This is a genomic window from Pseudomonas sp. NMI542_15 (assembly GCF_021283425.1).
GTDB classification, from domain to species: domain Bacteria; phylum Pseudomonadota; class Gammaproteobacteria; order Pseudomonadales; family Pseudomonadaceae; genus Aquipseudomonas; species Aquipseudomonas fortuita.
The window spans coordinates 164,685-187,070 of sequence record NZ_JAJSRO010000008.1 but is presented as its reverse complement, the minus strand read 5'-3'; the positions used below and the strand labels follow the sequence as shown (position 1 = coordinate 187,070).

Sequence of the window (22,386 nt, the reverse complement as noted above, 5' to 3'; positions counted from 1 at the left end):
CCCGATCAGTCGGCGAACGTCGGTTTCTGTTTGCTCATGTGCGCCGCCACGGCCACGCGCAGGTCTTCGGACTGCAGCATCGCGGCGTTCCAGGTGGCGATGTAGTCCAGGCCATCGTCAATGCGATGGTCACGCATGTAGCTGAGCATTTCCTTGGTGCCGGCCACGGCGATCGGTGATTTTGCAGCAATCTCGCGGGCGATGGCAAAGACACCGTCCATCAGTGCGGCCTGATCATCATAGACCCGGTTGACCAAGCCGATGCGCAGGGCCTCGTCGGCCGCAACGTTGCGCCCGGTGAAGGCCAGCTCGCGCATCATGCCGTCGCCAATGATACGTGGCAAACGTTGCAATGTGCCGACGTCGGCGGCCATGCCCATGTCGATTTCCTTGATCGAGAACTGCGCGTCGCTGCTGCAGTAGCGCATGTCACATGCGGAGATGAGGTCGATGGCGCCGCCGATGCAGTAGCCCTGCACGGCCGCCAGCACTGGCTTGCGGCATTTGTCCACGGCGGTGAACGAGGCTTGCAGGCGCTGGATGGTGCTACGCAGAAAGCGCGCATTGCGCCCCACGTCCTTGCCCATTTGCCCAGCCAGCGAGGCCAGCATCATGAGGTCGATGCCTGCGGAAAAATGCTTGCCGGCACCACTGATCACTACCGCCCGCACGGCATCGGTGTCGTCGACCCACTGGAAGATAGTGATGATCTCTTCCCAGAAGGCCGCGTTCATCGCGTTGACCTTTTCCGGGCGATTGATCTGAACGTGGGCGATGTTGTCGGTCAGTTCAACCTTGAACGCACTGTACTCGGTCACGGGCGGCACTCCTGCGGGTGAAGGATTCATGGCGTGGATGGTAACCCAGCCCGATGGCCGTACTTGTGCCAAAAACGGGACTCCACGCCTTGCCTAAGACGCGCCAATCCGGCACCGTGCGCCATCGCCGAATCATAAGGATACATATTCATGCCACGCTCCCTGTCCGGCGCCCTCGCCCATGGTTTTCTGGGCCAGTCGCCGCTTTGGTACAAGGTGGTCATCTGCCTGTTCCTGGTGCTCAACCCGCTGCTGCTGGTTACCGTTGGCCCGGTTGCAGCCGGCTGGGCGCTGGTGCTCGAGTTCATTTTCACTTTGGGCATGGCGCTGAAGTGTTACCCGCTGATGCCGGGCGGCCTGCTGCTGATCGAAGCCTTGCTGTTGCAGATGACCACGCCACAGGCGCTGTATGAGGAACTGCAACACAACTTCCCGGTGATCCTGCTGCTGATGTTCATGGTCGCCGGCATCCATTTCATGAAGGAGCTGCTGCTGTTCCTGTTCTCGCGCATTTTGCTCGGGGTGCGCTCGAAGGCAATTCTGGCGTTGCTGTTCTGCGTGCTGTCGGCGTTTCTGTCGGCGTTTCTCGATGCGCTGACCGTGACGGCGGTGATCATCAGCGCTGCGGTCGGCTTCTACGCCGTGTACCACCGCGTCGCGTCTGGCGCCAACCCACGCGAGGAAAGCGCGCTGGACAGCGACCAGCAGATCGCCCACCTGCACCGCCAAGACCTCGACCAGTTCCGCGACTTCCTGCGTAGCCTGCTGATGCACGGCGCAGTGGGTACCGCCCTGGGTGGCGTGTGCACGTTGGTGGGCGAGCCACAGAACCTGCTGATCGGCCACGAGATGGGTTGGCACTTCGCCGACTTCTTCTTCAAGGTGGCACCTGTGTCGCTGCCAGTGCTGGGTGCCGGCCTGCTGACCTGTGTGCTGCTGGAAAAACTGCGCCTGTTCGGCTACGGCACCGTGATGCCCGAGCCGGTGCGCCAGGTGCTGGCCGCCTATGCGGCCGAAGACGATGCGGCACGTACCCAGGCCCAGCGCATCGCGCTGTGGGTGCAAGGGTTTGCGGCGCTGATATTGATCGTCTGCCTGGGGCTGCATGTGGCCGAGGTTGGCCTGATCGGCCTGATGGTGATCGTGCTGATCACGGCGTTTACCGGTATCACCGACGAACACCGGCTGGGCCGCGCCTTCCAGGACGCCATGCCGTTCACCTCGTTGCTGGTGGTGTTCTTCGCCGTGGTCGCGGTCATTCATCAGCAGCAGCTGTTCAGCCCATTGATCAGCTGGGTGCTGACACTGCCGGCCGAGCAGCAACCGGGCATGCTCTACCTGGCCAACGGTTTGCTGTCGGCAATCAGCGACAACGTGTTTGTCGCCACCATCTACATAACCGAAGTGAAGCAGGCGTTTCTCAATGGCAGCATGAGCCGCGAGCATTTCGAAACGCTGGCGGTGGCGATCAACACCGGCACCAACCTGCCCAGCGTGGCAACGCCGAATGGGCAGGCAGCGTTCCTGTTCCTGCTGACCTCGGCGATTGCGCCGCTGATCCGGCTGTCGTATGGGCGGATGGTGTGGATGGCCTTGCCCTATACCGTGGTGATGGGTGGGCTGGGTTGGTGGGCGGTGACCTACTGGCTGTGACGTAAACCTGCACTGGCCCCACCTGATCGGCTAATGCAGTCTCTTGTAGGAGCGGCCTTGTGTCGCGAACGGGCTGCGAAGCAGCCCCGGTATTTCAGCGCAAATGCACAAATTGCCGGGGCTGCTTCGCAGCCCGTTCGCGACACAAGGCCGCTCCTACACAGGAACTGCATCGCTTTCGAGACCTGTGTCGATTCTGCCTGGTGCCATTCGACTACCCATGAAAGCAGCCACCGGGCTGCCAACAGGAGAGTCCCCATGCGCAAACTCATCGTAGCCGCCTTCATCAGCCTCGACGGCGTGATGCAAGCTCCCGGCGGCCCGCAGGAAGACACCAGCGGCGGTTTCGCCTACGGCGGCTGGATCGTGCCCTACGCCGAGGAAGTGTTTGGCCAGGCCATGCAGGCATTGTTCAGCCAGCCCTTTGAGCTGCTGCTGGGCCGGCGCACCTACGACATTTTTGCCGGCTATTGGCCAAACATCAAAGACAACGCCGAAGACTTCTCCATCGCCAACCTGTTCAACAGCGTGCCCAAACATGTGGCCACCCACACCCCTGCCACCCTCGACTGGCACAACAGCCACGCCCTCGGCGCGGACATCGCCGCTGCAGTACGCTCGCTCAAGCAACGGGACGGCGCCAACCTGCTGACCCAGGGCAGCGCCGAACTGGTGCAGCAACTGCTGGCGGCAGACCTGGTAGATGAACTGCAACTGCTGATCCACCCGCTGCTGCTCGGCCAAGGCAAACGCCTGTTCGGTCATGACGCAGCAGCAGCGGCCTTTACCTTGCAGCAGTCGCAAGTCTCGCCCAAGGGCGTGATCATCAGCCGCTACGTGCGCGCAGGCCAGGTGCAGACCGGTTCATTCGACACGGTGTAATCCCATACAACTTTTGCCCCGCGCAGGCATCGAAACACAGGAAGCCCCTATCCGCTCCAAGGAGGTCAACCATGGCGCTGCGCACTACGCTGCTGCTTTCCTGCATGACCCTGGCGCTGCTCGGCTGCGCCGGCAACGATCAACCGGCACCGCCGCGCACCCAGCAGGTCGACCTGCAACGCTACCAGGGCACCTGGTATGAACTGGGCCGGCTGCCGATGTTCTTCCAGCGCAACTGCGTGCAGTCCGAGGCGCACTATGGCCTGCGCCCGGATGGCCGGATCGACGTGACCAACCGCTGCAAGGAAAAGGACGGCCAGTGGAACGAAGCCAAGGGCATCGCCGAGGCCCAGCAGCCGGGCAGCACCGACAAGCTGTGGGTGCGCTTCGACAACTGGTTCAGCCGCCTGGCACCGGGCCTGACCAAGGGCGAGTACTGGGTGCTGTATCACGACAAGGATTACCGGGTGGCGCTAGTGGGCCACCCCAACCGCGAGTACCTGTGGCTGCTTTCACGCACGCCTGCGGTCACCGACCAGCAGCGCGAGCAACTGCTGACCATCGCCCGGGAGCAAGGTTATGACACCAGCAAGCTCATTTGGCGGCAGGGAGACTAGCAGGCCGTCGACGGCAGGCAGCAATGCGGCTAAGGTGTGCGCCCGTCATACCTCGAAGGAGCGAGCACATTGATCACCTGCCACGTCAAATACATCGTCGACCCTTACCAGCTGCCTGCGTTCGAGGCCTATTCACGCCAGTGGATAGGCCTCGTCACGCGCATGGGCGGCCAGCATCACGGCTACTTCCTGCCTGCTGAGGGCGCTAACAACATCGCGTACTGCCTGTTCAGCTTCCCCAGCCTGGCGGCCTACGAGCAGTACCGCAGACAGGCTGAAACCGACCCGGAATGCATCGCTGCAGTAGCCACAGCTACAGAGCAACGCTTCATCCTCAGCTACGAGCGCAGCTTCCTGAAACCGCTGCTGGGCTGAATCAAGGAGGTTGCACATGGACCTGCTGTTCCTCGGCACCTGCGCCGGGGTGCCCACCAAGGCACGCAATGTCAGCGCCACGGCGGTGATCGAAGCCAGTGGCAGCGGCTGGTACCTGGTCGACTGCGGCGAAGGCACCCAGCACCAGCTGCTGCGCACCCCGCTGTCGATCCGCGACCTGCGCGCCATTTTCATCACCCACGTGCACGGCGATCATTGCTTCGGCCTGCCCGGCCTGCTGGCCAGTGCCGGCATGAGCGGGCGTACGCAGCCGCTGGAACTGATCCTGCCCGCCGCGCTGCATGACTGGGTACGCCAGGGCCTGGCCGCCAGCGATACCTTCCTGCCGTTCGAACTGCGCCTGCTGGCCGTGGAAGATCTGGTCGAATGGCGCAACGATACTCTGCAGGTAACCACCGTTCAGCTGTCACACCGCGTTCCGAGCGTCGGGTTCATATTCACCGAACTCAACCCCGAACCGCGCCTGGACATCCCCCGCCTGGAAGCCGAAGGCATACCGCGTGGCCCGCTGTGGGGCGAGCTGGCCAGGGGTTTGACGGTGCAGCATGGCGAGCAGTTGCTGAATGGCAACGACTACCTGCGCCCTTCCCGGCCACCGCGGCGGGTGATCGTGTGCGGCGACAACGATACCCCCGAGCTGCTGGCCGACGCTGCCCAAGGCGCGGATGTGCTGGTGCACGAAGCCACGTTCACCCAGGCCGTGGTCGAACGCACCGGGGTCACCTTCGGCCATAGTACTGCAGCGGCGGTGGCGCGCTTTGCCGAAGCGGCGGGCGTGCGCAACCTGGTGCTGACGCATTTCAGCGCCCGCTACCAGAGCGACCCAAGGCGCAGCCCGAATATCGACAACGTGCGTGACGAAGCCCTCGTCCACTACAGCGGGCACCTGACCCTGGCGCAGGACCTGCAGCGCTATCACCTTGGCCGGGATGGCTGTCTTGAGCTGACCGGATGAATTAACATGGCCGGTTTTTCCAAAAGGACTTGGTCATGCAACGCATCGTGATTCTGGGCAACGCCGGCAGTGGCAAATCGACCCTGGCCCGGCAGATCGGCGCCCGCCTGGGGGCGTCGGTGGTACACCTTGACACGTTGTTCTGGGAGGCCGGCTGGGTAGAGCCGGATGCCGAGACCTTTCGCAGCCGGGTACGCGATGCGGTTAGCGGGCAAGCGTGGGTATGCGAGGGCAACTACAGCCGCCGCACCTTCGACCTGCGCTTGCCACGGGCCGACCTGGTTATCTGGCTGGATACACCACGGTTGACATGCCTGAAGCGGGTCATCCTGCGCAGTGTGCTGAACAAGCCACGGCCAGACCTGCCGGCTGGGTGTACCGAGCGGCTGGACAGGGCGTTTCTGACCTTCCTGAAGTTTGTGTGGACGTTCGACCGGGGCTATCGGCCAGGTATCGAAGCCAACCGCCAGGCAATCGGCCCGCAGGTGCCGGTTGTGCATCTGCGTGGTGACCGGCAGATTGCGGCGTTTGTGGAAGGCCTCACACAACCAGCACCAGCAGCGCGGTCCCTGTAGGAGCGGCCTTGTGTCGCGATCGGGCTGCACAGCAGCCCCAGCGATATCAGCGTTTACTTCCAAACCCTGGGGCTGCTGCGCAGCCCGATCGCGACACAAGGCCGCTCCCACAAAAAGCGCGGTCGCCTGATGCCCGAGGTGCTAGGCCGCCAAGCGCCCGCTGGCAATCGCCTCCGACGCCGCCAGCATCGCCCGCAGCAACACTGCGCAGCCCGCCGCCAGGTCATCGGGCGTGGCGTTCTCGATTTCGTTGTGGCTGATGCCGTTTTCGCAGGGCACGAAAATCATCCCCGCTGGCCCTAGTTCGGCCAGGAAGATCGCGTCATGCCCCGCGCCACTGACAATGTCCATGTGCGGCAACCCCAGCGCCTGCGCCGAGGCGCGCACGGCATCGACACAGCCTTTGTCGAAGTACAATGCCGGGAAGTCGGCCGTAGGCACCAGTTCGTGGCTCAAGCCATGCTTGGTACAGGTTGCCTCGATCACCCCGCGCACCTCGGCGATCATCGCACTCAGTTGCTCGCCCTCCAGGTGGCGGAAGTCCAGGGTCATGCGCACCTCACCCGGGATCACGTTACGCGAGCCTGGATACGCCTGCAGGCAACCCACAGTGCCACAGGCATGGGGCTGGTGGCCGAGGGCGGTATGGTTGACCGCCTCCACCACGGCGGCAGCGCCGACCAGGGCGTCCTTGCGCAGGTGCATGGGTGTCGGGCCCGCGTGGGCTTCGACGCCGCGCAGGGTCAGGTCGAACCACTTCTGCCCCAGCGCTCCGAGCACCACGCCGATGGTCTTGGCCTGGTCCTCAAGGATCGGGCCCTGTTCGATATGGGCTTCGAAATAAGCCCCAACCGGATGGCCCAGCACCGCGCGCGTACCGGCGTAGCCGATGGCGTTCAAGGCTTCACCCACGCTGATACCCTGGGCATCGCGCTTGGCCAGGGTTTCCGCCAGGCTGAACTTGCCGGCGAACACGCCTGAACCCATCATGCACGGTGCAAAGCGCGAGCCCTCTTCGTTGGTCCACACCACCACTTCCAGCGGTGCTTCGGTTTCCACGCCCAGGTCGTTCAGCGTACGGATCACCTCCAGCCCGGCCATCACACCGAAGCAGCCATCGAACTTGCCGCCCGTGGGCTGGGTGTCGATATGGCTGCCGGTCATCACCGGGGGCAGCTTGGGGTTACGCCCCGGGCGGCGGGCGAAGATGTTGCCGACGCCGTCGACACTGACCTCACACCCGGCCGCCTCGCACCACTGCACGAACAGGTCGCGGGCCTGGCGGTCGAGGTCGGTCAGGGCCAGGCGGCAGACACCGCCCTTGGCGGTGGCACCGAGGCGGGCCAGGTCCATCAGCGATTGCCACAGGCGGTTGCTGTCGACGTGCCGGGCGGTGGTTTCAAGCATCTCTTTGACTGGGGTCACGGGTTTCTCCTTCAGGCTTTTTTTGTGGTCGGTGCGGGCCTCTTCGCGGGTTTACCCGCTCCCACAGCCAAACCGGCGAGAACGTAGTACAGCGCGCCGCCCAGCAGCGAGCCGGTAAACCAGCCGTAGTCGTAGAACCAGCTGAAACTGCTGTTGCCAATCGCCAGTAACGTCAGCCCCACGGGCAAGGCAAAGGCGGCAAAACCGGCCCAGTTCCACGCCGGGTAGACGTCATCGCGGTACAACCCGGCCAGGTCCAGCTGCTGCCGACGGACCAGGAAGTAGTCCACCACCATGATCCCGGCAATCGGCCCGAGCAGGCTGGAGTAACCGAGCAGCCAGTTGGAGTACACGCTCTCCAGGCTCAGGTCCGAGACAATCAGGCCCAGTTTCTTAAGCAGTTCATGGCCCATCAGCGCCAGGCCGATAAAGCCGGTCAGCCATACCGCACGGCTGCGCCCGATCAGGCGTGGGGCAATGTTCTGGAAGTCGTTGGTCGGCGACACGATGTTCGCCGCCGTATTGGTCGACAGTGTGGCAATCACGATCAGCGCCATGGCCAGGGCCACCCAGAACGGGCTGTGGATTTTGCCGATCAGGCTGACCGGGTCGGACACCGTCTCGCCCACCAAAGACGCCGATGCGGCGGTCAGCACCACACCCAGCGAAGCGAACAGGAACATGGTCAGCGGCAGGCCGAAGATCTGCCCAAGAATCTGGTCTTTCTGGCTACGTGCGTAACGGCTGAAGTCGGGAATATTCAGCGACAAGGTGGCCCAGAAGCCGACCATGGCCGTAAGCCCGGCGCAGAAGTAACTGACCACGCTCGCCCCTTCCGGCCGCTTGGGCGGTTGCGCCAGCAGCTCGGTCATCGACATGTGCGGCAGGGCCCAGAACAGCAGCCCGACACCCACCGCCACCAGCAGCGGTGCCGAGAGCGTTTCCAGCCACTTGATCGACTCGGCGCCGCGCAGCACCACCCACAGGTTCAGGCACCAGAAGATCATGAAGCCGATCACCTCGCCAGTACCGGCCAAGGCCTTCCAGCCATCGAACACCGAACCCAGGAACAGGTGAATGGCCAAGCCGCCGAACAAGGTCTGGATGCCAAACCAGCCACAGGCAACCACGGCGCGGATCAGGCACGGTACGTTGGAGCCCAGGATGCCGAACGACGAACGCAGCAGCACCGGGAACGGGATGCCGTACTTGGTGCCTGGGAAGGCGTTGAGGGTAAGCGGGATCAGCACGATCACGTTGGCCAGCAGGATCGCCAGCAGCGCTTCGCCAACGCTCAGGCCGAAGTAGGCGGTGAGCACGCCACCCAGGGTGTAGGTGGGTACGCAAATGGACATGCCCACCCACAGGGCAGTGATGTGCCATTTGTTCCAGGTGCGCTGGTGCACCTTGGTCGGCGCGATGTCGTGGTTGTAGCGCGGGCTGTCGAGGACATCACTGCCCTCGGACAGCTCAAACAGGCCATCCTGCTCGACCACTTCCGATCTGCTCTGTTGCATGGGCCCTTCTCCAGATTTTCTTGTAGTTGTTTGCTCATCGGGCTAATTCGATGGCCGGAGTACACACGCGTATTGGTGCTTAGAAATCTTGACCAGAATTCCATCTTGTCAAGTCAGTCAATAACCCCTCAAACCCCCGAAGTCAGCAGGTCAATAAAAATTAAGTGTTAAATTTCAAACAGTTAAAAACCACAAAAATAATAGGAAAATTTTCTTGAAGATTCCCAAATCAGCATCTAGCCTCGAATCTTGTCAGGTCTGACAGGATTAACCGCCCTGCCTGCCCTGCACCCGAGACAATTCCAAGAACCGGCCCAGACCGGTCAGCCTGCGAGGAAAAACGGCATGTCCCTGTTGATCCGTGGCGCCACCGTGGTCACCCACGAAGAGAGTTACCCCGCCGATGTCCTGTGTGTCGATGGCCTGATCCGTGCCATCGGGCCAAACCTCGAACCGCCCACCGACTGTGAAATCCTCGACGGCAGCGGCCAGTACCTGATGCCCGGCGGCATCGACCCGCATACCCACATGCAGTTGCCATTCATGGGCACCGTGGCCAGCGAGGATTTCTTCAGCGGCACCGCAGCGGGCCTTGCCGGCGGCACCACGTCGATCATCGACTTCGTCATCCCCAACCCGCAGCAGTCATTGCTGGAGGCCTTCCACACCTGGCGCGGCTGGGCGCAGAAGAGCGCCAGCGACTACGGCTTCCACGTTGCCATCACCTGGTGGAGCGAACAGGTGGCTGAAGAAATGGGCGAACTGGTAGCCAAGCATGGGGTGAACAGCTTCAAGCACTTCATGGCTTACAAGAATGCAATCATGGCCGCCGACGACACCCTGGTGGCCAGCTTCGAGCGCTGCCTGCAACTGGGTGCGGTGCCCACCGTGCATGCCGAGAACGGCGAACTGGTGTACCACCTGCAGAAAAAACTGCTTGCCCAGGGCATGACCGGACCAGAGGCCCACCCCCTTTCGCGCCCTTCACAAGTGGAAGGTGAAGCGGCCAGCCGCGCCATCCGTATTGCCGAAACCATCGGTACGCCGCTGTATGTGGTGCACATTTCCAGCCGTGAAGCACTGGATGAAATCACCTATGCACGCGCCAAGGGCCAGCCGGTTTACGGCGAAGTCTTGCCCGGCCACCTGCTGCTGGACGACAGCGTCTACCGTGACCCGGACTGGGCCACTGCCGCTGGCTACGTGATGAGCCCGCCGTTCCGCCCGCGCGAGCACCAGGAGGCGCTGTGGCGCGGCTTGCAGTCGGGCAACCTGCACACCACGGCCACCGACCACTGCTGTTTCTGCGCCGAACAGAAAGCCATGGGCCGCGACGACTTCAGTCGCATCCCCAACGGCACCGCCGGCATCGAAGACCGCATGGCGGTGCTGTGGGATGCCGGTGTCAACAGTGGGCGCCTGTCGATGCATGAGTTCGTTGCGCTGACCTCCACCAACACGGCAAAAATCTTCAACCTTTTCCCACGCAAGGGCGCCATCCGCGTGGGTGCCGACGCCGACCTGGTGCTGTGGGACCCGCAGGGCACTCGCACTCTATCGGCCCAGACCCACCACCAGCGGGTGGACTTCAATATCTTTGAAGGCCGCACCGTGCGCGGGGTCCCCAGCCACACCATCAGCCAGGGCAAGGTGCTCTGGGCCGATGGCGACCTGCGCGCCGAGGCCGGGGCGGGGCGGTATGTGGAACGGCCGGCGTATCCGTCGGTGTACGAGGTGCTGGGGCGACGCGCCGAACAGCAGCGCCCGACGCCCGTTCAGCGCTGAGGCCATTGGGGCTGCTGCGCAGCCCATCGCCGGCAAGCCAAATATAATAAAGAGAGAGGCTACAACCGTGATCGACGCCCTGAACCACTTGCCGCGCCCCCGGGCCGGCGCCGACCAGCTGGCCGAGCGCTTCAGCGACCTGGCCCCACCCCTCACCGCTCGCCAGGCCGCCGTCGAAAGCGCGCGCTGCCTGTACTGCTATGACGCCCCCTGCGTCAATGCGTGCCCAAGCGACATCGACATCCCGTCGTTCATCCACCGCATCAGCGATGAAAACCTGCAAGGCGCCGCCGAGCGCATCCTTTCGGCCAACATCCTGGGTGGCAGCTGCGCCCGCGTGTGCCCCACCGAAATCCTCTGCCAGCAGGCCTGCGTGCGCAACAACGCGCAGGAATGTGCACCCGTATTGATCGGGCAGTTGCAGCGCTACGCCTTGGACAACGCGCATTTCACCGAGCACCCGTTCACGCGCTCACCGGCTACCGGCAAGCGCATCGCCGTGGTCGGCGCCGGGCCTGCCGGGTTGTCCTGCGCCCATCGCCTGGCCATGCACGGGCATGACGTGGTGGTGTTCGAGGCCCGCGACAAGGCGGGCGGCCTCAACGAGTACGGCATTGCCCGCTACAAGCTGGTCGACGACTACGCCCAGCGGGAAGTGGAGTTCCTGCTGGGCATTGGCGGCATCGAAATACGCCATGGCCAGCGCCTGGGCGGCAACCTCAGCCTGGGCGAACTGCGCGACCAGTACGATGCGGTGTTCCTCGGCCTCGGCCTGAATGCCGTGCGCCAGCTAGGCCTGCCAGACGAGGAAGCACCCGGCCTGCTCGCCGCCACCGAGTACATCCGTGAACTGCGCCAGGCAGCCGACCTGAGCCAGCTGCCGCTGGCCGACCGCTGCCTGGTCATCGGCGCCGGCAACACGGCCATCGACATGGCGGTGCAGATGAGCCGCCTGGGCGCCCGCGACGTCAACCTGGTGTACCGCCGTGGCCACGCCGACATGGGCGCCACCGGCCACGAGCAGGACATCGCCAAGGCTAACCAGGTGCGCCTGCACACCTGGGCGCGCCCCGACGCCGTGCTGCTGGATGACGCCGGCAAGGTGCGCGGCATGCGCTTTGCCCGCACCGAACTAATGGACGGCCGACTGCGCGACACTGGCGAAACCTTCGAGCTGCAGGCCGATGCCATCTTCAAGGCCATCGGCCAGCGCTTCGACGATGCCTGCCTCGTCGACCCGGTGGCTGCACAACTGGCCCGGGACGGTGAGCGCATCCGCGTTGACCACACCCTGCAGACCAGCTTGCCGGGCGTATATGCCGGCGGCGACTGCACGGCCCTGGGCCAGGACCTCACTGTCCAGGCTGTGCAGCACGGCAAGCTGGCCGCCGAAGCCATCCATGCCCAACTCATGCTCAACGTGGAGGCAGCGTAAATGGCCGACTTGTCTATCGTATTTGCCGGCATCAAGGCACCCAACCCTTTCTGGCTGGCTTCCGCACCGCCAACCGACAAGGCCTACAACGTGGTCCGCGCCTTTGAGGCTGGCTGGGGCGGCGTGGTCTGGAAAACCCTGGGCGAGGACCCGGCAGCGGTCAACGTGTCGTCGCGCTACTCGGCGCACTACGGCGCCAACCGCCTGGTGCAGGGCATCAACAACATCGAGCTGATTACCGACCGTTCGCTGGAAATCAACCTGCGTGAAATCACCCAGGTAAAGAAGGACTGGCCCGACCGGGCATTGATCGTGTCGCTGATGGTGCCGTGCGTCGAGGACTCGTGGAAGTTCATCCTGCCGCTGGTAGAGGCCACCGGTGCCGATGGCATCGAGCTGAACTTCGGCTGCCCGCACGGCATGCCGGAGCGCGGCATGGGTGCGGCGGTCGGCCAGGTGCCTGAGTATGTGGAGCTGGTCACCCGCTGGTGCAAGACCTACTGCTCGCTGCCGGTGATCGTGAAGCTTACACCCAACATCACCGACATCCGTCAGTCGGCCCGCGCCGCCCACCGTGGCGGGGCCGATGCGGTGTCGTTGATCAACACCATCAACTCCATCACCAGCGTCGACCTGGACCGTATGGTGGCCCACCCCATCGTTGGCGACCAAAGCACCCATGGCGGTTACTGCGGCTCGGCCGTAAAGCCGATTGCCCTGAACATGGTGGCAGAAATTGCCCGCGACCCGCAGACGCGTGGCCTACCGATCTGCGGCATTGGCGGCATCGGCAACTGGCGTGATGCGGCGGAGTTCATGGCCCTGGGCAGTGGCGCCGTCCAGGTGTGCACGGCAGCGATGCTGCATGGTTTTCGCATTGTCGAGGACATGAAGGACGGCCTGGCGCGCTGGATGGACCAGCATGGGCATCGCACCCTCGAGGCGTTCCGTGGCCAGGCGGTAGGGCACACCACCGACTGGAAGTACCTGGACATCAACTACAAATCGGTGGCGCACATCGACCAGGACGCCTGCATTGGCTGTGGGCGCTGCCACATTGCCTGTGAGGACACCTCACACCAGGCCATTGCCAGCACGCTGAAGGCAGATGGCACCCATGCCTACAGCGTGATCGAGGAGGAATGCGTGGGCTGCAACCTGTGCCAGATCACCTGCCCGGTTGAAAACTGCATCGAGATGCAGGCGCAGGATACCGGCAAACCGTACCTGAACTGGACACAGGACCCGCGTAACCCCTACCGCGAGGCCAGTTGAGGTAGATCACTGCCTGAACCCGCAACGCGATCGGTGTAGGAGCGGCCTTGTGCCGCGATGGGGCGCGAAGCGGCCCTGGGGTTTGAGCTTCGCCGCCGAAATTGCCGGGGCCGCTTCGCGCCCCATCGCGGCACAAGGCCGCTCCTACAATGGACCGCGTCAGGCTGGAGTCTCGGTTCAAGGCTCCAGCCCGATCCCCCGCAAGATCACGCTGGTCACCGTTTGCACCGCACTCTCGAACGCCATGTCCGACAGCATCTCGCCGCCATTGAGCAACTGCACCTGGTAACCGAAGTCGGCATAGTGCTGGGTGGACGCCCAGATCATGTACAGCAATGCCGACGGTTCAACCGGCAGAATACGCCCCTCCTCCACCCAACGGCGGATCTTGGCTTCTTTCAATTTCGCCCAGGGCACCAGGCTGTCATCCAGGTTCACCCCAAGCACAGGCGCCCCGTGCAGCATCTCTTCGGCCCAGATCTTCGAGCCCAGTGGCCGCGAGCGCGAATGGCCCATCTTGGCCCTGATGTAGCTGGTCAGCACCACACGCGGGTCGTCGAAGTTCTCGAAGCACAGTGCGTCCTGCTTCCACACATCCAGCAGGTCCTGCAGCACCGCGCGGAACAGCTCGTCCTTGGTGCTGAAGTAATAATGCAAGTTGGAGCGCGGCAATTCGGCCTGCTCGGCGATATCGCCCATGGACGTGGCGCCATAACCTTTGTCGGCGAACACCTTTTCCGCCGCCTGCAAAATTTTCTCGATATTGCGTCGGCGGATTTCGATCTTGTGGTTGGCCATCAGGCTTGGGCCGTCCACACCGCCAGTTCATAGCCGTCCGGGTCGATGAAATGGAAGCGACGCCCGCCCGGAAAGGCAAAGGTCGCCCGGCTGATTGTCGCCCCGGCGGCCTCGACCCGCTGCTGTGTGGCATCGAGGTCGTCGGCGTACAGGATGACCAATGGCCCGCCCGGGCGTACTGGCTCGCCGGTGGTGAAGCCACCGGTCAGCCGGCCGTCACTGAACTCGGTATAGGCAGGCCCATAGTCGGTGAACGCCCAGCCGAACACGCTGCCATAGAAGGCTTTGCTGCTTGCGATGTCGCTGACATTGAACTCGATGTTGTCGATCTGCCGGTCAGTACCGCGAATGCCCATGTGTGCTCCGTGCCGTAGGGGTTTGGCCTAGTCTACTCCGGTCGTTTCACACTTTTATATCAGGCGGCCTGAAACATCCGTGTGATTACAGGCTGATGGCGATGGCACGATGCGTCACCCATTGGTTGCGATCAGAGGCACGTCTATCCGCAACTCGCCCGGTCCCGCACCGGGCACTGTGCGCGATGAAGATTAAGTGCGGTGTTGATGATGCCGATATGGCTGAACGCCTGGGGGAAGTTGCCGAGCATGCGCTGGCCGGCCGGGTCGTACTGTTCCGCCAGCAAGCCAAGGTCGTTGCTCAAGCCGGTGAGGTGCTGGTACAGCGCTTCGGCTTCAGCCTGGCGCCCCAACAATACATAAACGTCTGCCAGCCAGAACGAGCACACCAGGAAGGTGCCTTCCCCCGGCGTCAGGCCGTCGCTGCAGCTGTCACTGTCGTAGCGCATCAGCAGGCCGTTCTTCAGCAGGCGCTGTTCGACCTGCTCCAGCGTGCGCAAAAAGCGTGGGTCATCTGCGGGCAAGAAGCCAGTCAGGGCGATCTGCAACAGGCTGGCATCCATCTCGGACGAGCCGTACGCCTGAACAAAAAACCGGCCACTGGGGTCCAGGCCTTTCTCGCAAACTTCGCGGTGAATGTCGTCAGCCACCTGGCGGTAATGGTCCCCGCGCTCGCGGCCTTCTTCAGTGGTGTCGGCCAACCCTGCGGCACGGTCGAAGGCGACCCAGGCCATCACCTTGGAGTGCACGAACTGTTGCCGGCCGCCGCGCACTTCCCAGATGCCTTCGTCCGGCTCGCGCCAGATGCCTTCGACGTAAGGCATGATCAGGCGGGAGATGGCGGCGCTGCGCGGATGGCGCGGCAAGCCGCCCTTGATCGCCTGGGACATGGCATCGGCCAGTTCGCCATAGATGTCCAGCTGCATCTGCTGCGACGCGGCATTGCCTACCCGCACGGGTTGCGAATGCTCGTAACCGGCCAGCCACGGCAAGGTGTATTCCTGCAGGTCACGCTCGCCGGCCAGGCCATACATGATCTGCATCTGCTCAGGGTTGCCGGCCACCGAGCGCAGCAGCCATTCGCGCCAGGCCTGGGCTTCGTCAAAGTAGCCGAGGTTCATGAAGGCCAGCAGTGTCATGGTGGCATCGCGCAGCCAGCAGAAGCGGTAGTCCCAGTTGCGCTCCCCACCCACACGCTCGGGCAGCGAGGTGGTGACGGCGGCGACGATACCGCCGGTGGGGGCGTAGGTCATGGCCTTGAGGGTGAGCAACGAGCGGCGCACCAGGGCGGTGTATGGCCCTACCTGCGGGCAGCGGGTGGCGAAGGCCTGCCACTGCTCGACGGTTTGGGCAAAAGCCTGGTCGATATCGCAGTCGGGCTGCACGGGCAGGTGCGAGGGTTGGTGACGCAGGCTGAAGATTTGGCGCTCGCCCGTGCCAACACGAAAGCGCGCGACGGTATGGTGGTCGAGTGCATGCGGGGGGACGGTGCTGCACAGGATCAGCCGGTCAGGGCCGGCAACGGCGCTGAGGGTCAGTGGGGCGAGCCGTTCCACCCATGGCACACTGCGACCGTAGTCGAAGCGCATGACCAGGTCCATTTCAAAATTGGTTTCGCCACTGAGACCCTCGACGATCCGCACCACCGAATTGACGTCGCCCAGCGGCATGAAGTCGAGCACCCGGGCACGGCCGGTGGCAGTGACCCAGGTGGTTTCCAGCACGAGGGTGTCGTCCAGGTATTGGCGGCTGCTGTGCTCGACGGGGTCGCAGGGGGCCACGCGCCAGCGGCCGTTTTCTTCGTTGCCCAGCAGGGCCGCAAACACGGCGGGGGCGTCGAAGCGTGGCAGGCAGAGCCAGTCGAGCGAGCCATCGCGGCTGACCAGGGCGGCGCTGCGGCAATTGCCCAGCAGGGCATAGTCTTCGATGTGGGCAGGCATTGAGTCTCCTTTCGGTTGAACCGGTTTGTTGCCTGTGCCGGCCGCTTCGCGGGGCAAGCCCGCTCCCACAGGTACTGCACACGGCTTAAGTGCAGTAGGGTTCCCTGTGGGAGCGGGCTTGCCCCGCGAAGCGGCCGGCACAGGCAACCCAGCTTGATCAGGTCAGCCCAAGCGGTGCCACTCGCGCTTGTCGCGGGTCAGCAATTCATTGCCAGCGTCAGGCCCGTCTTCACCGGCCGGGTACTGGTGCACCTCGCCATCCTGGGCCCAGGCATCGAGAAACGGCTGCACCGCTCGCCAGCCGTTCTCGATGTTGTCAGCCCGCTGGAACAGGGTCTGGTCACCGGTCAGGCAGTCGTAAATCAGCGTCTCGTAGCCGGTCGCCGGGGTCATCTTGAAGAAGTCTTTATAGGCAAAGCCCAGCTCCACATTCTCCATCACCAGCTCCGGCCCTGGCCGTTTGGCCTGCAGGTCGAACCACATGCCTTCGTTGGGCTGAATCTGGATTTTCAGGTAGTTGGGCTTGGGCCGCTCCAGCTCCGACTCGCGGAACTGCGCATACGGCGCCGGCTTGAAGCAAATGGCAATTTCGGTGTCGCGCACGCTCATGCGCTTGCCGGTGCGCAAGTAGAACGGCACGCCGGCCCAGCGCCAGTTGTCGATCATCACCTTCAGCGCCACGTAGGTTTCGGTCTGGCTGTCAGGCGCTACATTGGGCTCCTGCCGATAACCGGGCAGCGGCTTGCGCCCCTGCTTGCCGGCACTGTACTGGCCGCGTACCGAGTTCTTCAGGGCCATTTTCGCCGACCATGGGCGAATAGCACCGACCACCTTGGCCTTTTCGCCGCGCACCGCGTCAGCCCCGAACGCAGCCGGCGGCTCCATGGCCACCATCGCCAGCAACTGGAACAGGTGGTTGGGAACCATGTCGCGCAGGGCCCCGGTGCTGTCGTAGAACGCACCACGGGTTTCGACGCCGACCGTTTCCGCAGCGGTGATCTGCACGTGGTCGATGTAGTGGTTGTTCCAGAACGATTCGAACAGGCCGTTGGAGAAGCGGCTCACCAGAATATTCTGCACCGTCTCTTTGCCCAGGTAATGGTCGATACGGTAGATCTGCCGTTCGCCCATCACTTTCAACAGGCAGGCGTTGAGCGCCTCGGCGCTGGCCAGGTCGGTGCCGAATGGCTTCTCGACCACGACGCGGCGAAAGCCGCCGCCAGACTCGTCGAGCAAGCCGGCCTGCCCCAGGCGCTGCGCCACCTCGGGGAAGAAACGCGGCGAGGTGGCCAGGTAGAAGATCGCATTGCCGTGGCTGGTTTTGTCGATGCGCTTGGCGAGGGCCTGGTAAGTGGCCGGGTCGAGGAAATCGCCCGTCTGGTAATCCAGGCGCTTGGCCAGGCGTGCCCAGAGCTTTTCGTCCAGGCACTTGGCGCTGCCCTCGCCGCCTTTATCCCGCTCGAGCATGAACGCATGCAGGCGCTCTGCAAATTCCTCGGCGCTGGCCGGGTTGTGGTCCACGCCAACGATGCGCAAGTTGCGGTCCAGCAAACCGTCGCGGCTGAGGTTGTACAGCGCCGGCATCAGCAGGCGCTTGACCAGGTCGCCATTGGCGCCAAACAGGAACAGGGTACAGGGAGGTGCGGCTGGAATGGTCTGTTTGGTCATTCGCCTTTCTTCTCGACGTGGCCACCGAAGCCCAGGCGCATGGCCGAAAGGATCTTGTCACCATACGTGCCCTGCTGCTGGCGCGAGCGGAAGCGCGCAAACAGTGCGCTGGACAGCACCGGCACCGGCACCGCCTGCTCAACGGCGGCATCGATGGTCCAGCGGCCTTCGCCACTGTCGGATACCGAGCCACTGAACTGCGACAGCTGCGGGTCGGCCACCAAGGCATCGGCGGTGAGGTCGAGCAGCCATGAGGTTACCACGCTGCCACGCCGCCACACCTCGGCGATCTCGGCCACGTTCAGGTCAAAGCGCTGGTCTTGCGGCAGCTCGTTGCCGCCTTTGCTGCGCAGCAGGTCGAAGCCTTCGGCATAGGCCTGCATGAGGCCGTACTCGATACCGTTATGCACCATTTTCACGTAGTGCCCGGCGCCGGGTGGGCCCGCGTGGATATAGCCGTGCTCGGCGCGCTGATGCTCGCCGCTGCGGCCATGAGTACGCGGGATGTCACCCACGCCCGGGGCCAGCGCCTTGAACAGTGGCTCCAGGCGCTCGAACACGTCCTTTTCGCCGCCGATCATCATGCAGTAGCCACGGTCCAGGCCCCATACGCCGCCAGAAGTGCCGACGTCCAGGTAATGCAGGCCGCGTTTTGCCAGCTCGGCAGCACGGCGCATGTCGTCCTTGTAGAAGGTATTGCCGCCGTCGATGATCGCATCGCCCGGTTCCAGCAGGTCAGCCAACTGCGCGATGGTCTGCTCGGTGGGCTCGCCGGCCGGCAGCATCACCCACACTGCGCGTGGGGCTTTCAGCTTTTGTACCAGCGCACCAAGGTCGTGCGCGCCTTGGGCACCCTCGCCCTCCAGCCCGGTAATGGCCTCGCGGTTGCGGTCGTGCACCACGGTGCGGTGGCCGGCGCGCATCAGGCGCCTTGCGATATTGCCGCCCATGCGGCCCAGCCCGACGATTCCCAATTGCATGAGCCGATGCTCCCTTACGAAATGGATGACAACACAGTCCAGCGTTTCAGATTAGTCCAGCCTGCCGCCCGAGGGTTCAGCGACGAACGGCAAGACCACGATAAACAAAAAAGTTCCCACCAACTGCAAAAGAATTCAGAATGCGCCCCGCGTGAAGCGTCTACGCTTTGACTTGTCACCAGCCAAAACCGCGAGGTGTGCTCATGGGTACCTTGATGCCTGCAACCCCAACCCAGACACTTTATGTCTCCGTGCGCCGTGATGAGCTGCGTAAACTGAAAGACGAACGTGACCAGTTGCGCCAACAGGTCGCCCAGTTGAACCTGTTGCTGGCGCAACAACGTGATGGCGAAAAGGCTGTAAGCCTCTGATCGATTTCTTCAAATCAGGCTTCTGGTAATGCGCAATCGCAACTCACTATGGCTGTGCCAGCTGGCTGAATCTGAGACGGATAATCCGTGATTTTTTGTTTCACGAATCCTTTCCCGTACATGCAAGGCTAGCCATACCTGATCCCTCGGTTTAATCCGCTTGTGGGCATCAGCAAGTCGATGCTGCAAAACAGATAGGGTTTCGAGCTGAGCATTGACCTCACGAGGATTTTGCGGCGAAAAAACCCTCACATCCATAATGTCGCGTTCAAGACGCTGAATTTCCTCGAACGTTGTTTGAACGTGACTCGCACCGCTACCTCCCGAAGGCGCCCCAAAAGAGAGATCTGAACTCCGCTTAACTGAACCGGGTTCGCTTAGGGTAGTAGCGGTGATTGAATCTGTTCGGCGTCCTGGCGACCTGCCGGAGTTGCCAAAAATGCTGGCTACACCCCGTTTCAACCATTTGAAGAAATGGCCTGAGGGGTCCAGGCGATTCACCGGGTCGTTAGCGCAGTAGGCGTATGCGTTCGCCCCCCCTTTGCCGAACGGACTGAGCGTATCGGGTGAGTTAAACCGCATAAGTTCGGGCTTATATCCCCGATACCCGTTACCGAGCAGGTAAAATTTTGAGTGCAAATCCCTGTGTTGAGCGTTGAAGCTCAGAGATGAGTCGAGCCACACAGAGTATCCGTAGGGTGCATAAGGGATGCCTGAAGAGTGCTTATGCACTGAGGTCAGCTGATCAATTTTTTCCATGACCTTCGTCCTAGGGGAGATCCGGCACAATGGTGGTGCCCTAGCCCTGAATGACACAACTGTCAGAAATGCCAGCCAAGGGATTCACTGCGCGTAGAGAATCCAATGCCATGATGACCGGGTTGTCCACGATGAAGAAGTGACTTGCTGCTAGCACCATCATGGTGCGCTACCCCACCCTAGCCACAATTTGGCGCATCCTCCAAACACCCCGCACTGCCTTCGCCCACCTCTTTTCACATCCGGTCACATACGCCAACGTTTGCGTCTATTCCGCGCATGGCAATAGTGACCAATGGGTCACCTTTTTATCTTTTTCTCTCCTACACTCGGGTTTCGGCCCGCCATTTGCTCAACGGAAGAGCGACGAAAAAAAGTCGAACTTTCGCAAACGCCGGCAGGTCAGGAACTAAGTAGGCCAAACGCAAGGGACATTCCCTGGCTCGGCCCACCCATCCCAACCAGTCCAATCGCCTTCGGCCGGAGTGCTGATCGCGTTGTGCCTGCGCGCACGAACCTGGGGCATGGAACGCACTACGCAGAATCCAGAAACAGAGAGAACCAACACGCAATATCGTCACGGGTGCCAGCACCCGGTCAAGCATAGGGACGGAGAGAAGTATGATCAGTGCCGCTGTCGAGCCTCACGTAGATTCATTCAAACCGGACAACCGCGAGCCGCTCACCCCGGATTTCGCCACGACAGGCAAGGCACCCGGCGCCCAGCGCCAGCACAACCCGAACATGCGCAAGATTCTGTTCGTGACCTCGGAAATCGCAGACCTGGTGAAGACCGGCGGCCTGGGCGACGTGTCCTCCGCCCTGCCCCGTGCCCTGGCCCACCTGCACGATGTGCGGGTGCTGATCCCTGGCTACCGGCAGGTGATGGAAAGTGACAACCCGATCCACATCGTGGGTGAGCTAGGCGGCCACGCGGCCCTGCCGCCGTGCAAGATCGGGCGTATGGACATGGCCGACGGCCTGGTCATCTATGTGCTGATCTGCCCCGAGCTGTACCAGCGCGACGGCACACCCTATGGTGCCAACAATGGTCGCGACTGGCCCGACAACCACATCCGCTTCGCACGCCTGGGCCTGGCTGCTGCCGAAATCGCAGCTGGCGAAGGCAAGATCCACTGGACGCCAGAAGTGGTGCACGCGCATGACTGGCCCGCGGGCCTGGCCCCGGCCTACATGCATTGGCGCGGGCTGAACACGCCCACCCTGTTCACCATCCACAACCTGGCCTACCAGGGTGTGTACAGCCGAGGTTGCAGCCCGGAGCTGGCGATTCCCGATCACGCCATGCAGCAGGAAGGCATGGAGTTCTACGGCAAGCTGTCGTTCCTCAAGGCTGGCCTGGCTTACTCCAGCCACATCACCACCGTCAGCGCCACCTATGCCCGGGAAATCACCACGCCGGAATTCGGCTGCGGCCTGGACGGTTTTCTCGCCAGCAAAGCCCAGCAAGGCCTGCTTGGCGGCATCCCCAACGGCATCGACGAAAGCTGGGACTCGGCCACCGACAAACACCTGCAACACAACTTCAGCATCAACGACTGGGAAGGCAAGGCGCGCAACACTCATGAGGTACGCGAGCTGTTCGGCCTGGAGGAATCCGAAGGCCCGTTGTTCGCCGTGGTGTCACGGCTGGTCTATCAGAAAGGCCTGGACCTGACCTTGGGTGTGGCCGACTACATCGTCGAACAAGGTGGGCAGATCGCGATCATCGGCCGTGGCGAGCCGGAAGAAGAACAGGCCATGCGCGAGCTGGCGCTGCGCCACCCGGGCCGCATCGGTGTGCGTATTGGCTTCAACGAGACCGACGCCCGGCGCATGTTCGCCGGCAGCGACTTCTTGCTGATGCCGTCACGCTATGAACCTTGTGGCCTCAGCCAGATGTACGCGCAACGCTTCGGCTCGCTGCCGGTGGCGCGCAATACCGGTGGCCTGGCCGACACCATCGAGTGCGGCGTCACGGGCTTTCTGTTCAACGAGTCGACCGTGGAGAGCTACCGCGAGGCACTCAGCCGCGCCTTCTATGTGTACGGCAAGAAGGACTTGCTGAACGCCATGCGCTGCCTGTCGATGACCCAACCCTTCAACTGGTGCCAGGCGGTTGAGCCCTACGCCCGCCTTTACGAGGACCTGGTCAAGCAGGCACAGCTGAGCCATTACTGA

General features: G+C 62.9%; 20 protein-coding genes. 11 read left to right on the top strand and 9 right to left on the bottom strand.

Features of this window, described 5'->3' with window-relative positions; all coding sequences use genetic code 11:
- Positions 1 to 5: 5 nt before the first annotated feature.
- Positions 6 to 818, bottom strand: coding sequence for a crotonase/enoyl-CoA hydratase family protein (locus LU684_RS14350; protein ID WP_016488138.1), 813 nt, complete (start codon positions 816 to 818; stop codon positions 6 to 8).
- Between the two features lie 150 nt (positions 819 to 968).
- Here LU684_RS14350 and nhaB point away from each other — a divergent pair, with 150 nt between their 5' ends.
- The 6 genes from nhaB (at position 969) to LU684_RS14320 (ending at position 5,896) form a co-directional block, all read left to right on the top strand.
- Positions 969 to 2,471 carry a sodium/proton antiporter NhaB gene (nhaB, locus tag LU684_RS14345; RefSeq protein WP_060517036.1) on the top strand — a complete coding sequence of 501 codons (1,503 nt, stop codon included), beginning with the start codon at positions 969 to 971 and terminating at the stop codon, positions 2,469 to 2,471.
- 258 nt (positions 2,472 to 2,729) lie between these two features.
- Positions 2,730 to 3,353 (top strand): dihydrofolate reductase family protein, encoded by a 624-nt coding sequence (locus tag LU684_RS14340; protein WP_016488140.1) that lies wholly within the window; start codon positions 2,730 to 2,732, stop codon positions 3,351 to 3,353.
- A gap of 71 nt (positions 3,354 to 3,424) precedes the next feature.
- Entirely contained in the window at positions 3,425 to 3,970 is a 546-nt protein-coding gene (locus tag LU684_RS14335) for a lipocalin family protein (RefSeq protein WP_016488141.1), read from the top strand.
- 69 nt (positions 3,971 to 4,039) lie between these two features.
- Positions 4,040 to 4,345 (top strand): NIPSNAP family protein, encoded by a 306-nt coding sequence (locus tag LU684_RS14330; protein ID WP_016488142.1) that lies wholly within the window; start codon positions 4,040 to 4,042, stop codon positions 4,343 to 4,345.
- A 16-nt stretch (positions 4,346 to 4,361) separates the two neighbouring features.
- On the top strand, positions 4,362 to 5,321 hold the full coding sequence (locus tag LU684_RS14325; RefSeq protein WP_016488143.1) for an MBL fold metallo-hydrolase: 960 nt from the start codon (positions 4,362 to 4,364) through the stop codon (positions 5,319 to 5,321).
- Positions 5,322 to 5,356: 35 nt separating this feature from the next.
- A complete protein-coding gene (locus LU684_RS14320) occupies positions 5,357 to 5,896 on the top strand; it encodes an ATPase AAA (protein WP_016488144.1) in 540 nt (179 codons plus the stop codon).
- 141 nt (positions 5,897 to 6,037) lie between these two features.
- On the opposite strand, the gene LU684_RS14315 is transcribed toward LU684_RS14320, so the two are convergent.
- Complete coding sequence (locus tag LU684_RS14315) at positions 6,038 to 7,303, bottom strand: Zn-dependent hydrolase (protein WP_269803297.1); 1,266 nt, start codon at positions 7,301 to 7,303, stop codon at positions 6,038 to 6,040.
- 29 nt (positions 7,304 to 7,332) lie between these two features.
- Positions 7,333 to 8,838: an NCS1 family nucleobase:cation symporter-1 gene (locus tag LU684_RS14310; protein ID WP_232894752.1), complete on the bottom strand. Its 1,506-nt coding sequence runs from the start codon at positions 8,836 to 8,838 to the stop codon at positions 7,333 to 7,335.
- 345 nt (positions 8,839 to 9,183) lie between these two features.
- Here LU684_RS14310 and hydA point away from each other — a divergent pair, with 345 nt between their 5' ends.
- The 3 genes from hydA to preA all read left to right on the top strand — a co-directional run bounded on the left by hydA (position 9,184) and on the right by preA (position 13,333).
- Complete coding sequence (hydA, locus tag LU684_RS14305; RefSeq protein WP_096426534.1) at positions 9,184 to 10,623, top strand: dihydropyrimidinase; 1,440 nt, start codon at positions 9,184 to 9,186, stop codon at positions 10,621 to 10,623.
- Between the two features lie 67 nt (positions 10,624 to 10,690).
- Positions 10,691 to 12,058: an NAD(P)-dependent oxidoreductase gene (locus tag LU684_RS14300; protein ID WP_102688946.1), complete on the top strand. Its 1,368-nt coding sequence runs from the start codon at positions 10,691 to 10,693 to the stop codon at positions 12,056 to 12,058.
- Positions 12,059 to 13,333 carry an NAD-dependent dihydropyrimidine dehydrogenase subunit PreA gene (preA, locus tag LU684_RS14295; protein WP_023047434.1) on the top strand — a complete coding sequence of 425 codons (1,275 nt, stop codon included), beginning with the start codon at positions 12,059 to 12,061 and terminating at the stop codon, positions 13,331 to 13,333. It begins immediately after the preceding gene.
- Between the two features lie 177 nt (positions 13,334 to 13,510).
- Here preA and LU684_RS14290 read toward each other — a convergent pair whose 3' ends face one another.
- The 5 genes from LU684_RS14290 to gnd all read right to left on the bottom strand — a co-directional run bounded on the left by LU684_RS14290 (position 13,511) and on the right by gnd (position 19,075).
- Complete coding sequence (locus tag LU684_RS14290; RefSeq protein WP_024717560.1) at positions 13,511 to 14,131, bottom strand: TetR/AcrR family transcriptional regulator; 621 nt, start codon at positions 14,129 to 14,131, stop codon at positions 13,511 to 13,513.
- Positions 14,131 to 14,487, bottom strand: a complete 357-nt coding sequence (locus LU684_RS14285) for a VOC family protein (RefSeq protein WP_023047436.1) — start codon at positions 14,485 to 14,487, stop codon at positions 14,131 to 14,133. The genes LU684_RS14290 and LU684_RS14285 overlap by 1 nt, the downstream gene beginning before the upstream one ends.
- 143 nt (positions 14,488 to 14,630) lie before the next feature.
- The gene (locus LU684_RS14280) at positions 14,631 to 16,427 is read right to left on the bottom strand and encodes a glycoside hydrolase family 15 protein (protein ID WP_016488152.1); all 1,797 of its coding nucleotides are present in this window, start codon (positions 16,425 to 16,427) and stop codon (positions 14,631 to 14,633) included.
- 162 nt (positions 16,428 to 16,589) lie between these two features.
- Complete coding sequence (gene zwf / locus LU684_RS14275) at positions 16,590 to 18,095, bottom strand: glucose-6-phosphate dehydrogenase (RefSeq protein ID WP_095115628.1); 1,506 nt, start codon at positions 18,093 to 18,095, stop codon at positions 16,590 to 16,592.
- Complete coding sequence (gene gnd, locus LU684_RS14270; protein WP_016488154.1) at positions 18,092 to 19,075, bottom strand: phosphogluconate dehydrogenase (NAD(+)-dependent, decarboxylating); 984 nt, start codon at positions 19,073 to 19,075, stop codon at positions 18,092 to 18,094. Before gnd ends, zwf begins: the two co-directional genes overlap by 4 nt.
- A 203-nt stretch (positions 19,076 to 19,278) precedes the next feature.
- Here gnd and LU684_RS14265 point away from each other — a divergent pair, with 203 nt between their 5' ends.
- Entirely contained in the window at positions 19,279 to 19,446 is a 168-nt protein-coding gene (locus tag LU684_RS14265; protein ID WP_016488155.1) for a DUF6026 family protein, read from the top strand.
- Positions 19,447 to 19,455: 9 nt separating this feature from the next.
- Here the strand turns inward: LU684_RS14265 and LU684_RS14260 are convergent, their stop codons facing one another.
- Complete coding sequence (locus tag LU684_RS14260; RefSeq protein ID WP_232894751.1) at positions 19,456 to 20,205, bottom strand: RHS repeat-associated core domain-containing protein; 750 nt, start codon at positions 20,203 to 20,205, stop codon at positions 19,456 to 19,458.
- 621 nt (positions 20,206 to 20,826) lie between these two features.
- Here LU684_RS14260 and glgA point away from each other — a divergent pair.
- Positions 20,827 to 22,386 (top strand): glycogen synthase GlgA, encoded by a 1,560-nt coding sequence (glgA, locus tag LU684_RS14255; protein ID WP_016488156.1) that lies wholly within the window; start codon positions 20,827 to 20,829, stop codon positions 22,384 to 22,386.

What these genes read in the sequence shown, in the direction of transcription:
- LU684_RS14335 (WP_016488141.1), top strand. Translation starts at nt 3,425, where the DNA reads ATGGCGCTGCGCACTACGCTGCTGCTTTCCTGCATGACCCTGGCGCTG.
- LU684_RS14285 (WP_023047436.1), bottom strand. Translation starts at nt 14,487, where the DNA reads ATGGGCATTCGCGGTACTGACCGGCAGATCGACAACATCGAGTTCAAT.
- preA (WP_023047434.1), top strand. Translation starts at nt 12,059, where the DNA reads ATGGCCGACTTGTCTATCGTATTTGCCGGCATCAAGGCACCCAACCCT.
- hydA (WP_096426534.1), top strand. Translation starts at nt 9,184, where the DNA reads ATGTCCCTGTTGATCCGTGGCGCCACCGTGGTCACCCACGAAGAGAGT.
- gnd (WP_016488154.1), bottom strand. Translation starts at nt 19,075, where the DNA reads ATGCAATTGGGAATCGTCGGGCTGGGCCGCATGGGCGGCAATATCGCA.
- glgA (WP_016488156.1), top strand. Translation starts at nt 20,827, where the DNA reads ATGATCAGTGCCGCTGTCGAGCCTCACGTAGATTCATTCAAACCGGAC.
- LU684_RS14310 (WP_232894752.1), bottom strand. Translation starts at nt 8,838, where the DNA reads ATGCAACAGAGCAGATCGGAAGTGGTCGAGCAGGATGGCCTGTTTGAG.
- LU684_RS14340 (WP_016488140.1), top strand. Translation starts at nt 2,730, where the DNA reads ATGCGCAAACTCATCGTAGCCGCCTTCATCAGCCTCGACGGCGTGATG.
- nhaB (WP_060517036.1), top strand. Translation starts at nt 969, where the DNA reads ATGCCACGCTCCCTGTCCGGCGCCCTCGCCCATGGTTTTCTGGGCCAG.
- LU684_RS14280 (WP_016488152.1), bottom strand. Translation starts at nt 16,427, where the DNA reads ATGCCTGCCCACATCGAAGACTATGCCCTGCTGGGCAATTGCCGCAGC.
- LU684_RS14260 (WP_232894751.1), bottom strand. Translation starts at nt 20,205, where the DNA reads ATGGAAAAAATTGATCAGCTGACCTCAGTGCATAAGCACTCTTCAGGC.
- LU684_RS14320 (WP_016488144.1), top strand. Translation starts at nt 5,357, where the DNA reads ATGCAACGCATCGTGATTCTGGGCAACGCCGGCAGTGGCAAATCGACC.
- LU684_RS14325 (WP_016488143.1), top strand. Translation starts at nt 4,362, where the DNA reads ATGGACCTGCTGTTCCTCGGCACCTGCGCCGGGGTGCCCACCAAGGCA.
- LU684_RS14290 (WP_024717560.1), bottom strand. Translation starts at nt 14,131, where the DNA reads ATGGCCAACCACAAGATCGAAATCCGCCGACGCAATATCGAGAAAATT.
- LU684_RS14265 (WP_016488155.1), top strand. Translation starts at nt 19,279, where the DNA reads ATGGGTACCTTGATGCCTGCAACCCCAACCCAGACACTTTATGTCTCC.
- zwf (WP_095115628.1), bottom strand. Translation starts at nt 18,095, where the DNA reads ATGACCAAACAGACCATTCCAGCCGCACCTCCCTGTACCCTGTTCCTG.
- LU684_RS14315 (WP_269803297.1), bottom strand. Translation starts at nt 7,303, where the DNA reads ATGCTTGAAACCACCGCCCGGCACGTCGACAGCAACCGCCTGTGGCAA.